This is a genomic window from Pulveribacter suum (assembly GCF_003013695.1).
GTDB lineage: Bacteria > Pseudomonadota > Gammaproteobacteria > Burkholderiales > Burkholderiaceae_C > Melaminivora > Melaminivora suum.
In genome coordinates, this window is record NZ_CP027792.1 from 810605 (window position 1) to 824345 (window position 13741).

14 protein-coding genes are annotated in these 13741 nt (G+C 68.8%); 13 read left to right on the forward strand and 1 reads right to left on the reverse strand.

Features of this window, described 5'->3' with window-relative positions:
• Positions 1 to 96: 96 nt before the first annotated feature.
• From C7H73_RS03695 to C7H73_RS03710, 4 genes are all read left to right on the forward strand, one after another.
• A complete protein-coding gene (locus C7H73_RS03695) occupies positions 97 to 1593 on the forward strand; it encodes a flagellin (RefSeq protein ID WP_106845417.1) in 1497 nt (498 codons plus the stop codon).
• 225 nt (positions 1594 to 1818) lie between these two features.
• Entirely contained in the window at positions 1819 to 3264 is a 1446-nt protein-coding gene (gene fliD / locus C7H73_RS03700) for a flagellar filament capping protein FliD (RefSeq protein ID WP_106845418.1), read from the forward strand.
• Positions 3265 to 3335: 71 nt separating this feature from the next.
• Complete coding sequence (gene fliS / locus C7H73_RS03705) at positions 3336 to 3776, forward strand: flagellar export chaperone FliS (protein ID WP_106845419.1); 441 nt, start codon at positions 3336 to 3338, stop codon at positions 3774 to 3776.
• Positions 3777 to 3779: 3 nt separating this feature from the next.
• On the forward strand, positions 3780 to 4079 hold the full coding sequence (locus C7H73_RS03710) for a flagellar protein FliT (RefSeq protein ID WP_106845420.1): 300 nt from the start codon (positions 3780 to 3782) through the stop codon (positions 4077 to 4079).
• A gap of 200 nt (positions 4080 to 4279) precedes the next feature.
• Here C7H73_RS03710 and fliE read toward each other — a convergent pair whose 3' ends face one another.
• On the reverse strand, positions 4280 to 4597 hold the full coding sequence (fliE, locus tag C7H73_RS03715; protein WP_106845421.1) for a flagellar hook-basal body complex protein FliE: 318 nt from the start codon (positions 4595 to 4597) through the stop codon (positions 4280 to 4282).
• 200 nt (positions 4598 to 4797) lie between these two features.
• Between fliE and fliF the strand changes: the two genes are divergently transcribed.
• The 9 genes from fliF to fliN all read left to right on the forward strand — a co-directional run bounded on the left by fliF (position 4798) and on the right by fliN (position 13738).
• Positions 4798 to 6498, forward strand: coding sequence for a flagellar basal-body MS-ring/collar protein FliF (gene fliF / locus C7H73_RS03720; RefSeq protein WP_106845422.1), 1701 nt, complete (start codon positions 4798 to 4800; stop codon positions 6496 to 6498).
• A 42-nt stretch (positions 6499 to 6540) separates the two neighbouring features.
• Complete coding sequence (gene fliG / locus C7H73_RS03725; RefSeq protein ID WP_106845423.1) at positions 6541 to 7536, forward strand: flagellar motor switch protein FliG; 996 nt, start codon at positions 6541 to 6543, stop codon at positions 7534 to 7536.
• 28 nt (positions 7537 to 7564) lie between these two features.
• On the forward strand, positions 7565 to 8311 hold the full coding sequence (locus C7H73_RS03730) for a FliH/SctL family protein (protein ID WP_106845424.1): 747 nt from the start codon (positions 7565 to 7567) through the stop codon (positions 8309 to 8311).
• Entirely contained in the window at positions 8301 to 9707 is a 1407-nt protein-coding gene (fliI, locus tag C7H73_RS03735) for a flagellar protein export ATPase FliI (protein WP_106845425.1), read from the forward strand. Before C7H73_RS03730 ends, fliI begins: the two co-directional genes overlap by 11 nt.
• A 50-nt stretch (positions 9708 to 9757) precedes the next feature.
• Positions 9758 to 10210: a flagellar export protein FliJ gene (gene fliJ, locus C7H73_RS03740; protein WP_106845426.1), complete on the forward strand. Its 453-nt coding sequence runs from the start codon at positions 9758 to 9760 to the stop codon at positions 10208 to 10210.
• A 3-nt stretch (positions 10211 to 10213) separates the two neighbouring features.
• Positions 10214 to 11536, forward strand: a complete 1323-nt coding sequence (locus C7H73_RS03745; RefSeq protein ID WP_106845427.1) for a flagellar hook-length control protein FliK — start codon at positions 10214 to 10216, stop codon at positions 11534 to 11536.
• 164 nt (positions 11537 to 11700) lie between these two features.
• Positions 11701 to 12276, forward strand: coding sequence for a flagellar basal body-associated FliL family protein (locus C7H73_RS03750; protein WP_106845428.1), 576 nt, complete (start codon positions 11701 to 11703; stop codon positions 12274 to 12276).
• Between the two features lie 15 nt (positions 12277 to 12291).
• Positions 12292 to 13296 (forward strand): flagellar motor switch protein FliM, encoded by a 1005-nt coding sequence (gene fliM / locus C7H73_RS03755; protein WP_106845429.1) that lies wholly within the window; start codon positions 12292 to 12294, stop codon positions 13294 to 13296.
• On the forward strand, positions 13286 to 13738 hold the full coding sequence (fliN, locus tag C7H73_RS03760; protein WP_106845430.1) for a flagellar motor switch protein FliN: 453 nt from the start codon (positions 13286 to 13288) through the stop codon (positions 13736 to 13738). The genes fliM and fliN overlap by 11 nt, the downstream gene beginning before the upstream one ends.
• Positions 13739 to 13741 lie beyond the last annotated feature (3 nt).

The following is a 13741-nucleotide window of genomic DNA, read 5'->3' on the forward strand; positions in this document are numbered from 1 at the left end:
CGCACAGGCACTGGGAACCCGCGCTGCTCAGCGGTTTGAGAGGCGCAGACGGCGGCAACGCCACATTCCAGCCACTTCTTTTGCCGGAGATTTGCAATGGCTTCCACCATCAATACCAACGTCGCCTCGCTCACCGCCCAGCGCAACCTGGGCGTCAGCCAGAACTCGCTCAACACCTCCATCCAGCGCCTGTCGTCGGGCCTGCGCATCAACAGCGCCAAGGACGACGCGGCCGGCTTGGCTATTTCCGAGCGCTTCACCAGCCAGATCCGCGGCCTGAACCAGGCGGTGCGCAATGCCAACGACGGCATTTCGCTGGCGCAGACCGCTGAAGGCGCGCTCAAGGCCTCGGGCGACATCCTGCAGCGGGTGCGCGAGCTGTCGGTGCAGTCGGCCAACGCTACCAACAGCGCCAGCGACCGCAAGGCTATCCAGGCGGAAGTGGGGCAGCTGCTGTCCGAAATGGACCGTATCTCGCAAACGACCGAGTTCAACGGCCAGAAGCTGCTGGACGGCTCCTTTGGCTCGGCCACCTTCCAAGTGGGCGCCAATGCCAACCAGACGATTACGGCCACTACGGGTAACTTCCGCACCTCTACCTACGGTGCGCAATTGATGAAATCGGCAGGTAGTGTTGGTTTGGATGGGGCAGGTCCTCCCGCCACCACGGCAAACCCAGGTATCGGTGGGACGGTTGCCATCAACGGGTTGCAATCAGCAAACGTACAGTTTGGTGCGGCTCCGACAGATGCCGTAAGTGCAGCGGTTGCAGCTGCGAAAATAAATGCTGTTGCTGAGAAAACCGGGGTTTCTGCCTCGGCACGCAACGTATCACAGCTTGAATTGGTTAATGGTCAGTCTTACTCGCTGGCTATTACCTCGAGTAATTCCACTGCTGCTAACGTGACTTTCAGCGTTTCCACAGGGGGCGATCTGAGCGAAGCGGTGAAGGCGATCAACGATGTGTCCTCGCAGACCGGGGTCACCGCCAAACTCGCTGACGGCAAGATCACGCTGACCAATGAGGCGGGCGACAACATCCGCCTGGTCAACAACTCTGCAGCCAACACCGCCACCTTCAAGCTGGCCGCGTCGGATGGCGCCGGCGGCTTCGGCACTGTTTCAGCCGCTGTGGATAACACGGCAGGGGCCAACGCAGCAGCGACGTCGGGAACTGTGGAGTTGAGCTCCGATAAAGGTTTTAGTACCGCAGACAGCACTGCTGGCGCCGCACCTGCAGCCAGTTTGATTACTGGGGCGGGCACGTCCAAGCTCAACTCCGTAGACCAAATCGACGTGTCCACGGTGGACGGCGCCACCAAGGCGCTGAAGATCATCGACTCGGCCCTAGCCGCCGTGAACGGCCAGCGCGCCAGCTTCGGCGCCCTGCAATCGCGCTTCGAGACTGCGGTGAACAACCTGCAGACCTCGGCCGAGAACATGTCCGCCTCCCGCAGCCGCATCCAGGATGCCGACTTCGCGGCCGAAACCGCCAACCTGTCGCGCTCGCAGATCCTGCAGCAGGCCGGCACCGCCATGGTGGCCCAGGCCAACCAGCTGCCCCAGGGCGTGCTGGCCCTGCTGCGCGGCTGATGAATCAGGCATGAAGGCCGGGCCGGCTGGCCCAGGCCATTGAAAAAGGCGCGGCGGTGGCATCAGTCACCGCCGCGCCTTGCCGTTTGGCAGGCCGGCGTGGTGGATTGGGGGCTTTCTGCCCCTCTTATCTCTGGCACCGGAGGCGGCAGCGGCTTCGATAATGTCTGGCGTCGCGCACTGCGGGCGCCACGTCGGAACACATACAGGCAAAGGAGTGGAGTCATGGCAAGCTTTTCATCGATCGGCATTGGCCTGGGGGGCAACGTCGATGTCAATGCGCTGATCAAGGCTTCGGTCGATGCCGTCAAGATACCCATTACCAAGACCGGCGGCCTGCAGCAGCAGGCGGCGCTGACCAATTCCAAGGTCTCGGCGTTCGGCCAGTTCAAGTCGCTCGTCTCCACCCTGGCTGACGCCGCCGGCAAGCTGACCAGCGTGACCGGCTGGAATGGCGCCAAGGCCTCGTCCTCCAACGCCGAGGCGGTCAGCGTCAGCGCCTCGGGCGGCGCGGCGGCCACGTCTTTCAGCGTGCAGGTGCAAAACCTGGCCACGGCGCAGTCGTCGATGTCTGCATCCATTGCGGCCAAGCAGCCGGTGGGGGCGGGCACGCTGAGCCTGCAGGTGGGCGGCTGGGCGGGCGAGCCCAAGGCATTCACCGCGGGCACTGCCGCGGCGGTGAACATCGAGGTCAGCGCCACCGACACGCTGGCCGATGTGGCCAGCAAAATCAATGGTTCCAAGGCGGGCGTCACGGCCACAATCCTCACGGATGCCCAAGGCGAGCGGCTGCTGCTGCGCAGCTCGGCCACAGGCGAAGAGGCCGGCTATCAGCTGTCGGTGCAAGACGCCGATGGCGACAATGCTGACAACGCCGGCCTGTCGCGCCTGGTGGCGGGCATGAGCACCGAGTACGCGAAGAACGCCAACGCCACGGTCAACGGGATTGCCGTGAGTTCGGCCACCAATGCCTTCGCCGACGCGGTGTCGGGCGTGACGTTCACGGCCCAAAAGGTGATAGCCGAGCCGGTGACCATCACCGTCAGCAAGGACACATCGGCCGTCAAGAAGAACGTCGAGGACTTCGTCGCTGCCTACAACGCCGTCAACAGCGCGTTGAACGCTTCTACCAAGTACGACAAGCAAACCCAGACCAGCGCACTGCTGCAGGGCGACGCCACAGTGGTCACCTTGCAAAACACGTTGCGCTCGGCCCTGCAAACGGTGACGGACTCAGGCGCGCTGCGCAACCTGTCGGCCGTGGGCGTGATTTCTGCGGGCGGACTGGGAGCGGGCAACGTCTCGCCCGATGGCTCGCTGGAGCTGGACGCCACCAAGTTCAACAAGGCCATGGAAGACCCGGATGCGGTCAAGACATTTTTCCGCGGCCCGGACGGCGGCAATGTGGCCGACGGCTTCGCCGGCAAGTTCAAGGCCGTGACGGACAAGCTGCTGGCTGCCGACGGCTTTTTCGCCAGCAAGACCAAGACCTACGAAAACGCCCTCAAGCTCAATGCCAAGGAGGTCGAGCGCGTGCTCGACCGCGCCGATCGCACAGAAAAAAACCTGCAGCAACGCTACACGGCGCTGGACACCAAGATGGCTTCGTTGAATGCGCTCAATGCCTATATCTCTCAGCAGGTGTCGACCTGGAACAAGTCTTCCAACTGATGCACAGGCCTTCAGTTCGCCAGCCAACTGCCGATAAATAGAGCAAGAGTCCAGCCTAGAGGAACACCGCCATGTTCAGCCCGTTCGGCGCCAGATCCGCCAGCGCCTACCAGCGCATCAATGTCGAAACCAGCATGCACACCATCGACCAGCACCAGCTGGTCAGCCTGCTGTATGAAGGGCTGATGTCCTCCATCGCCACGGCCCGCGGGGCGCTTGCGCGCGGCGATGTGCTGACCAAGTGCAACAGTATTTCCAAGGCCGTGCGCATCCTCGAAGAAGGCCTGCTGACGGCACTGGACCGCCAAGCGGGCGGCGAGGTGGCAGCCAACCTGGAGGCGGTGTACGACTACGCGCTGCGCCGCCTGATCCAGGGCAACGCACGCAATGACGACGCCCTGCTGCAGGAGGTCATGGGCCTGATCGAGCCTATCGCCCTGGGCTGGAAAGAAATGAAAAACAACAAGGAAGCGGCCAACGAAGCAGTGCACCCTGCGCTGGCGGAGGCCTGAGACATGCCTGAAATGCTGATCGACTACTACAAAGCCATCGAAGCCAGCAGCGCCAGGATGCTGGAAGCCGCCCGGCTCAAGGACTGGGACGAGGTCGTGCGCTGCGAGGGCGCCTGCGCGGTGCTGATCGAGCAGCTGCGCTTTCAGGCCCAGGCGCAGGAGCTGGCGCCCGAGCACCGCAAGGAGAAGATGCGCATCATGCAGCGCATCCTGCGCAACGACGCGCAGATCCGCGTCCTGGCCGAGCCGTGGATGGCGCAGTTCGAGCACATGTTCGAGGGCCAGCCGCAGGTGATGCACTGACCCTTTTGCTTGCGTGGCCCGGGGCACGGGCGGGCGTGGTGGCGCCGCAGTGCCTTCATCCATCACTCCAAGGGTTTCCAGGGCGCAAAGCAAAAGCCGGCACCGCAAGGTGGCCGGCTTTTTGTTTTGGTGAAGAAAAGTGGCTCTAGCGCTTGCCAGTCAAGCGTGAGCAGCTATGAAAAAGTGAGTGGCGGCAGGGCCTACACCTGCATGTTCATGATGTCGGTATAGGCCTGCACCATGCGGTTGCGCACGTGCAGCGTGGCCTGAAAGCCGATCTGCGCCTTCTGCATGGCGACCATGGTTTCCTCGATGCTGACGTTGGGGTTCTCCAGCTGCACCTCCTGCTGCAGGGCGCCGGCGCGGTTCTGGGCGCTGCTGACGGACTGCAGGGCGTCCTTGAAGGCGGTAGCAAAGCCGCCTTCCACCCCGCCCGTGCCGGGCTGGGGGGCGGTGGCGCGGCGGGCGAGCTGGGTGCCCGTCAAGGGGGCAGTGGTGCTGGAGATGCGCAGGTCCATGGTGACGGGCTCCGGTCGAAGTGGGGCCGATACGAAAAAACTGGCGCCATCGTAGGGCGCCAGGGCGCTGCCCATGGGTGGGAAATGATGGCCAAAGGCGCGCTTTATCGGGCAAACGGCGGGCGGGGGCGGCTTTCATAATCGCCGCACCGCCCATGGTCCGTGCCACGGGCGGGCCCCTTTTTCTACCGCTGCCCACGATGACCACCGCCGTTGCCGAAGTTTCTGCCGTACCGACCCCCGCCGCCGCCGCGCCGGGCCTGCTGCAGCGCCTGGGCGGGCTGGACCGCGCCGCCCGCCTGCGCTGGGGCGCATTGGCCGCGCTGCTGGTGGTGGCGGCCATCGGCGCCTTCTTCTACAGCCGCCAGCCCGACTACCGGGTGCTGTTCGCCGGGGTGAACGACAAGGACGGCGGCGCCATCGTGGCGCAGCTGGCCCAGATGAACGTGCCTTACAAGTACAGCGAGGGCGGCGGCGCCATCCTGGTGCCGGCCGAGCGCGTGCACGACGTGCGCCTGCGCCTGGCCACCCAGGGCCTGCCCAAGGGTTCGGTCACCGGTTTCGAGGTGATGGAGAACAGCCGCTTCGGCGTCACGCAGTTTCAAGAGCGGCTGAATTTTCAGCGCGGGCTGGAGGGTGAGCTGACCCGCTCCATCCAGGCGCTGGCTTCGGTGCAAAGCGCCCGGGTGCACCTGGCGCTGCCCAACCAGAACGGCTTTTTCCGCGAACAGCAAAAGCCCTCGGCCTCGGTGCTGGTCAGCCTGTACCCCGGGCGGTTTCTGGACCGCGCGCAGCTGGCCGGTATCGTGCATTTGGTGGCCTCCAGCGTGCCCGAGCTGGCGCCCTCGGCCGTCAGCGTGCTGGACGACAGCGGCAAGCTCTTGTCGCAGTCGCCCGATGGCAGCTCCGGCGCCAGCGTGGACGCGCAGCAGCTGGCCTACGTGCAGCAGATCGAGGCGCAGTACACCCGCCGCATCACCGACCTGCTGGAGCCGGTGGTCGGCCGGGGCAACGTGAAGGCGCAGGTCACCGCCGAGGTGGACTTCACCCAGACCGAATCGACCGTCGAGCAGCACCGCCCCAACCTGTCGCCCGACGCCAGCGCCGTGCGCAGCCAGCAGGTGGTGGAAACAGGCGGCGCGCCCGGCAGCCAGCCGCCCGCGGGCGTGCCCGGCGCCGTCAGCAACCAGCCGCCGCAGACGGCCGGTGCGCCCGTCAACGGCCCGGCGCCGCAGCTGGCCGCCGCCGGTGGCGGCGGTGCGCAGGGCACGAACCCGTCCAAGCGCGAATCGGTGACCAACTACGAGGTGGACAAGACCACCCAGGTCACGCGCGGCGGCACGGGCGCCATCAAGCGCATGAACGCCGCCGTGGTGGTCAACTACGCCAGCGTGAGCGAAGGCGCCGGCAAGCCGGCCACGCCCAAGGCGCTGTCGCCCGAACAGATCGAGCAGATGACGGCCCTGGTGCGCGAGACCATCGGCTTCAACAAGGAGCGCGGAGATTCGGTCAACCTGATGAACGCCCCCTTCCTGGTGGAAGAGGTGCCGCCTGGCGAGCTGCCGCTGTGGAAGCAGCCGGAGATGCGCGAGCTGGCCACCACGCTGGCCTGGCCGCTGGGCATCTCGCTGGCCGCGGCCATCGTGCTGATCGGCGTGCTGCGCCCGGCCCTGAAGGCCCGCGCCCGCAGCAAGGAGCTGGCCCTGGCCCGCGTGGCCAGCGGCAAGGTGGACGCCCTGGAGGCCGAGAGCCTGCAGCGCCCGGCCCTGCCCGCGCCCGACGGGGCGCTGGAGCTGCAGCCCACGCCCGAGCAGCAGCGCCTGAACGACGCGCGGACCCTGGCGCGGGAGAATCCCGTGGCCGTGGCGAGCATCCTCAAGACCTGGGTCAACGGCGAATGACGCCGCGGCCCGCCAACGACGCATACGACAGCTGGGTGATTTATGGATGAGCAAGGGCTGAACGACGCGGCCATCATGCTGATGTCGCTGGGCGAAGAGGAGGCCGCCGAGGTCTTCAAGCACCTGTCGCCCAAGGAGGTGCAAAAGCTTGGCGAGACCATCGCCCGCATGCGCACCGTCTCGCGCGAGAAGGTCGATGAGGTGCTGGGCCGCTTCACCAGCGATGCGGCGGCGCAGAGCCTGCTGGTGTCGGACACCAGCAACTACGTGCGCGCCGTGCTCAAAAGAGCCCTGGGCGACGACAAGGCAGCGCTGCTGATCGACCGCATCCTGCAGGGCGGCGACGTCTCGGGGATAGAGAGCCTGAAGTGGATGGACCCGCTGTCGGTGGCCGAGCTGCTGCGCAACGAACACCCGCAGATCGTCGCGGCCATCCTGGTGCACCTGGACCCGGACCAGTGCTCGGCCATCCTCATGCACCTGTCCGAGCGCCAGCGCGGCGAGGTGATGCTGCGCATCGCCACCATCGAAGGCATCCAGCCCACGGCTTTGAAGGACCTGAACGAGGTGCTGTTTCGCGTGCTGGCCGGCGGCGACAAGGTGCGCAAGAGTTCGCTGGGCGGCGTCAAGGCGGCCGCGGAGATCATCAACCTTCTGGGCTCGGGAGCAGACGCCACGGTGCTGGAGGCCATCCGCAACCACGACGCCGACCTGGCGCAGAAGATCATGGACAAGATGTTCATCTTCGACGACATCGCCAAGCTGGACGGCCGCGCCATCCAGACGGTGCTGCGCGAGGTGGCCTCCGAGACGCTGGTGGTGGCGCTGAAGGGTGCGCAGCCCGAAGTGCGCGAGAAGATCCTGTCCAACATGTCCACGCGCGCCGCCGAGGCCATGCGCGAAGACCTGGAATCGCGCGGGCCCATGCGCCTGTCCGAGGTGGAAGCGCAGCAGCGCGAAATCCTGAAGACCGTGCGCCGCCTGGCCGACGAGGGGCAGATCGCCCTGGCCAGTGGCGGCGACGACGCCTTTGTCTGACCCCGACCCGAATCATTGATCCATCGCCATGGCCAGCAGCAACCGTTACTACAGCCGCTTCATCCCGCGCGAGGAGGTGGGCCAGGTCACGCAGTGGCAGTTCGGCGCCGTGGACGGGCTGCATGGCCAGGTGCTGGAGCCGCTCGTTGCGCCCAGCGCGCCGGTCGTGGTGGTGGAGGACGCCACTGCGGTGCCCGTGGTGGTGTCCGAGGACGAACACCTGCAGTTGCTGCAAAGCGAGCGCGAGCAGGCCCACGCCCAGGGCCTGGCCGAGGGCCGCGAGCAGGCCAGCCTGGAGTGGCAGCAGCGCATGGACGACTACGTGGCCGACCAGGGCCGCGAGGCTGCCGAGCGCCTGGCCCGGCTGGCCGGCGCGCTGGAGGACAGCCTCGCCGGCCTGCAGCAGGGCATGGCGCAGGAGGTGCTGGCGCTGGCCTGCGACATCGCCCGCCAGGTCGTGCGCCGCGAGCTGGCCACCAACCGCGAGGCCTTGCTGCCCGTGGTGCGCGAGGCCTTGTCCATGCTGGCCAGCGAAACACGCCCGGCCACCGTGCGGCTGAACCCCGCCGACTGGCAGGCGCTGGAGCAGCCGCTGCGCGCTGCCCACCCGTCGTCCCGCATCCAGTGGCTGGCCGATGCCCAGGTGCAGCCGGGCGAATGCCTGGTCGAGTCCGAAGGCATGGTGGTGGACGGCACGCTGGACAAGCGCTGGCGCCGCGCCATCGGCGCGCTGGGCCTGACCGCCGTGTGGCAGGAGGCCGGCCATGCCGATTGAGCCCGCCGCCGCCTGGAAGGAGCTGGCCGCCCAGGCGCGTGCGCGCCTGGCCGAGCCGCTGCCGCTGGCCTCCCGCGGCACCCTGACCCGCCTGACCGGCCTGGTGCTGGAGGCTGGCGGCATCCGCGCGCCCGTGGGCTCGCAATGCCAGGTCCGCATGGGCGAAGGCAGCGAGCCGGTGCTGGCCGAGGTGGTCGGCTTTGCCGGCGACAAGGCCTACCTGATGCCCGCCGGCGACATCCACGGCCTGTCCAGCGGCGCCAGCGTGGCGCCGGCGCCGGCCTTCGTGCCGGCCCTGCGCTTGGGCGGCGCGCCCGAGGGCGACGGCGCCGCGGCCGCCGGCGTGCTGCGCCTGCCCATGGGCACCGGCCTGCTGGGCCGCGTGGTCGATTCGCAGGGCCAGCCGCTGGACCACGGCGGCCCGCTGCAGGACGTACGCGCCGAGGCCATGGATCGCAGCCCCATCAACGCCATGGAGCGCGACCCCGTGCGCCAGCCGCTCGACACCGGCGTGCGCGCCGTCAATGCGCTGCTCACCGTGGGGCGCGGCCAACGCCTGGGCCTGTTTGCCGGCTCCGGCGTGGGCAAGTCGGTGCTGCTGGGCATGATGGCCCGCCATACCCAGGCGGACGTGATCGTGGTCGGCCTGATCGGCGAGCGCGGGCGCGAGGTCAAGGAATTCGTGGAAGACATCCTGGGCGAGGAAGACCGCCATCGCGCCGTGGTGGTGGCCGCCCCGGCCGACGCCTCGCCGCTGCTGCGCATGCAGGGCGCGGCCTACGCCACGGCCATTGCCGAGCACTTTCGCGACCAAGGCCAGCACGTGCTGCTGCTCATGGATTCGCTCACGCGCTACGCGCAGGCCCAGCGCGAGATCGCCCTGGCCATCGGCGAGCCGCCCGCCACCAAGGGCTACCCGCCCAGCTGCTTTGCCAAGCTGCCGGCGCTGGTCGAGCGCAGCGGCAACGGCCTGAACGGCGTGGGCTCCATCACCGCCTTCTACACCGTGCTGAGCGAGGGCGACGACCAGCAGGATCCGATCGCCGACGCGGCCCGCGCCATCCTGGACGGGCACATCGTGCTGTCGCGCGCACTGGCCGAGGGCGGCCACTACCCGGCCATCGACATCGAGCAGTCGGCCTCGCGCGTCATGCACAACGTCGTGCCGCGCGAGCACTTCGACCTGGCGCGGCAGTTTCGCGCGGTGTACTCGCGCTACCAAAAGAGCAGCGACCTGATCCAGGTCGGCGCCTACATGGCCGGCTCCGACCCGCAGCTGGACGAGGCCATCCGCCTGCAGCCCGGCATGGTGGCCTTTTTGCAGCAAAACATGTTCGAGGCCGCGCCCATGGACAGCAGCCTCGCCGCCATGGACCAGGTGCTGCACGGCGCGTAAGCGCCCGGCACCCGAGCTAGATAGACAGATAGAAAAAGGCTGACCCGCGCATGTCCTCCCTGCAGGCCTTCACCGTCGCCGTCGAGCTGGCCGAGCGCCGGCGCGACGCCGCACGCCAGGCCCTGCGCGACGTGCAGGGCGCGCGCGAGGCGGCGCAGGCGCAGCTGGAGCAGCTGTCCGGCTATGCGCAGGAAACGCAAAGCCGCTGGGGCGCCAGCGAGGGCCGCACGCTCAAGCCCGAAGTCCTGGCGCACCACTACCACTTCATGGGCCGGCTGGACCACGCCATCGGCCTGCAAAACGGCGTGGTGGGCAACCAGGACACACGCGTTGCCGGCGCCCGCCAGGCGCTGCTGCAGGCCGAACTGCGCCTGGCCAGCCTGCGCAAGGTGCTGGAGCGCCGCCGCGCCGAGCAGGCGCTGGCCGAGCAGCGCCGTGAACAGAAACAGACCGATGAGCGCGCCGGCTTGCGCCTGCGCGCCACGTACGAGCAGGAGTGCTAAGACATGGAACAGACAGGCATCAACCGCAGCACCCCCGCCCAGGAGGTGCGCGCCACCCGCGGCGCCAAGGCCGGTGCGGCCGACGCGTCCGCCGCCCCGGCCGACGGCTTCGCCCTGTTGCTGGCTTCGCTGGGCGAGGAGGGCGAGGGCCTGGCGCTGGACGCCGCGCCCTGGTCCGCATCGGCGCAGGACGACGCGGCCGCACAGGCCGCGCTGCCGGGCCAGTCGCTGCAGCAACCCGACGGCATGACGATGGCGGCCCTGCTGGCCGGCCTGCAGCCAGGCGGTGCGCCGCTGCCGCAGGACGCGGGCGCGCAGGCGCTGCAGACCAAGCCGCTGCAGCTGGCGCCGGGCGCCGCGGCGGCCCTGAGTGAGCAGATCGGCCTGGGCCTGCAGCGCCCCGGCCACGACACCCTGGTGGGCGAGACCGCCTTGCTCGACGGCGCGGCAGACACCCCGGTGCTGCCCGGCCCGGCCGTGGGCCTGCGCGCGGCACTGGCGCGTAGCGCCCGCGCGGGCGTTGCGGCAGACATCGACGGCGGCCAGACCACCCGCACCGGCGCCGTGGCGCGCGCCGCCGCGGCCCAGGCCGGCGCAACCGTCCCCGTGGGCCAGACGCCGCCCGCCCCGCAGGCGCCGGCTGCCCAGGCGCAGCCTGTGGCCGCCCCCGGGCGGCGCGAGGCGCTGCAGCAGGACCTCATGGCGCTGGGTCGCTCGCTGGGCGATGGCCCGGCACCGGCAGGGGCCGGCGGCCTGCAGGCCGCAGCGGCCGCGGCTGGAGGATCAGGCGTCGGCGGCCGTGCGGGCAGCGACGGCGTGCAGGGCCCTGGCGGCGGCGGCGCCGAGGCGCCGCGCGACACGGCGGAGCTGGCCGCCCCGGCCCCGGCCGACGGCGCCCAGCAGCCCGGCGCGGGCGACGCACAGGATCAGCTGGCCGAGCGCGTGGCTTACTGGGTGCATCAGCAGACCCAGAGCGCCGCGCTGACGCTGGACCACGAGGGCCAGGCGGTGCAGGTGCAGGTCTCGCTCACCGGCGACCAGGCGCACATTGCCTTCACCAGCGACGAGGCCCAGGCCCGCCAGGCGCTGGACGCCGGCACCGCCGAGCTGCGGGCGCTGCTGCAGGAGCAGGGCCTGCAGCTGGCGGGCGTGACGGTGGGCGCCGGCGGCTCGGGCAATGGCCGCCAGCCGGGCGGCGAGCCCCGGGATGAGCGCGGCGGCGCCCGCCAGGGCACGGCGCGCGTGCAGGCCGCCAATGGGTCTGCCGGCGTGCCCCGCAGCCAGGGCGCGGCGCGCTCGCAGCGCTCGGTGGACATCTTCGTGTAGAGGGTGGCCAAGCGCCCGAAAGGGCGCCGTTTCCGGCCGCTATTCTGGCTATCATGGACCGGGCCGCGGCCCAATAATCGCTCCATCTGCAGATGCCGCGCCCGCCGGGTGCTGCGCTGCCCACCCTTTCCGTTTGCGCGTTTGCAGCGCCAGAAAGCCCCGTTGTGTCCGAGACCGCCCCTGCACCCGCCAAGAGCAAGAAACTGATCATCATCCTCGCGGCCGTGGTCCTGCTGCTGGTGGTGGGCGGCGGCGCTGCCTGGGCGGTGCTGTCCAAGCGCGGTGGCGGCGAGGACGAGGAGGGCGCCGAGCGCCCGGCGCGCGCCGCCCAGGCCAGCGCCCCCAAGACCCCGCCCACCTACCTGCCCATGGACAACATGGTGGTCAACCTGGCCGACCCCGGCGGCGACCGCTTCGCGCAGATCGGCATCACGCTGGAGCTGGCCGATGCCAAGACGGCCGAGCAGGTCAAGTCCTACATGCCCAGCATCCGCAGCGGCATCCTGCTGCTGGTGTCGCAGCGCACCACCGACGACCTGCTGACCCGCGAGGGCAAGGAAAAGCTGGCGGTGGACGTGCGCCGCGAGGTCTCGCGCCCGCTGGGCTACACGGTGGCCAAACCCCGCAAGGCGCGCGCCAGCCGCGACGAAGAGGATGAGGACGAGGACGAGCCACCGCGCCGCCGGGCGGACGACAACCCGGTGCGCCAGGTGCTGTTTTCCAGCTTCATCATCCAGTGACCGGAGAGACCAGCCATGAGTGATTCCTTTCTGTCGCAGGAAGAGGTCGATGCCCTGCTCGAGGGCGTCACCGGCGAGAGCCAAAAGACCGTCAAGGAAGAGATCGAGGCGGGCGCCGTCCGCGACTACGACATCTCCAGCCAGGAGCGCATCGTGCGCGGGCGCATGCCCACCATGGAGATCGTCAACGAGCGCTTTGCCCGCAACTTCCGCATCGGCCTGTTCAACCTGATCCGCCGCAGCCCCGAGATCTCGGTGGGTACGGTCTCGGTGCAGCGCTACAACGCCTTTTTGCGCGAGCTGGCGGTGCCCACCAACTTCAACATCGTGGCGATTCGCCCGCTGCGCGGCAGCGGCCTGATCGTGTGCGAGCCCTCGCTGGTGTTCGGCGTGATCGACACGCTGTACGGCGGCGCCGGCAAGTTCCAGACGCGTATCGAAGGGCGCGACTTTTCCGCCACCGAGCAGCGCGTGATCAACCGCCTGGTGGAAGTCATCTGCCAGGAGTACAAGAAGGCCTGGCAGGGCATCTATCCGCTGGAGCTGGCCTACCAGCGCTCGGAGATGCAGCCGCAGTTCGCCAACATCGCTACGCCCAGCGAGATCGTCGTGTCCACGGCCTTTCAGCTGGAGATCGGCGACCTGTCCGGCGCCATCCACATCTGCATGCCCTACGCCACGCTGGAGCCGATCCGCGACGTGCTGTACTCCAGCGTGCAGGGCGACGCCATCGAGGTGGACCGGCGCTGGGTCAAGGTGCTGACGCGCGAGATCCAGGCGGCCGAGGTGACGCTGGTGGCCGAGCTGGCCCGCGCCGACGCCACGGTCGAGCAGCTGCTGGCCATGAAGCCGGGCGACTTCATCGAACTCGACCGCGAGCCGCGCATCCGCGCCTCCATCGGCGGGGTGCCGGTGTTCGAGTGCCAATACGGCACGCACAACGCCAAATACGCGATCCGTATCGAAGAATGCCTGCGCAATGCAGACGCCGGCTGGATGGGAGAAAAGAATGTCAACTGACGACCCAAGCGATCTGCCTGCGGAGGGCGGCGCGGACGATCCCTTTGCCGGCTGGGCGGAGGCGCTGGAAGAGCAAAAGAGCGCCGACGCCACCACCACCGTGCTGGATGCCGAGCAGGGCGGCCCGCTCACGGGCGAGGCCGTGCGCCCGTCTGCCGCGGCCGGCGACCCGGCGGTGCACGACATCAACATGGTGCTGGACATTCCGGTGCAGCTGTCGGTGGAGCTGGGCCGCACCAAGGTGCCCATCAAGTACATCCTGCAGCTGGCCCAGGGCTCGGTGGTCGAGCTGGACGCACTGGCCGGCGAGCCGATGGACGTGCTGGTCAACGGCTACCTCATCGCCCAGGGCGAGGTGGTGGTGGTCAACGACAAGTTCGGCATCCGCCTGACCGACGTGGTCACGCCCTCCGAGCGGCTGCGCCGCGTCAGCCGGGGCTGAACG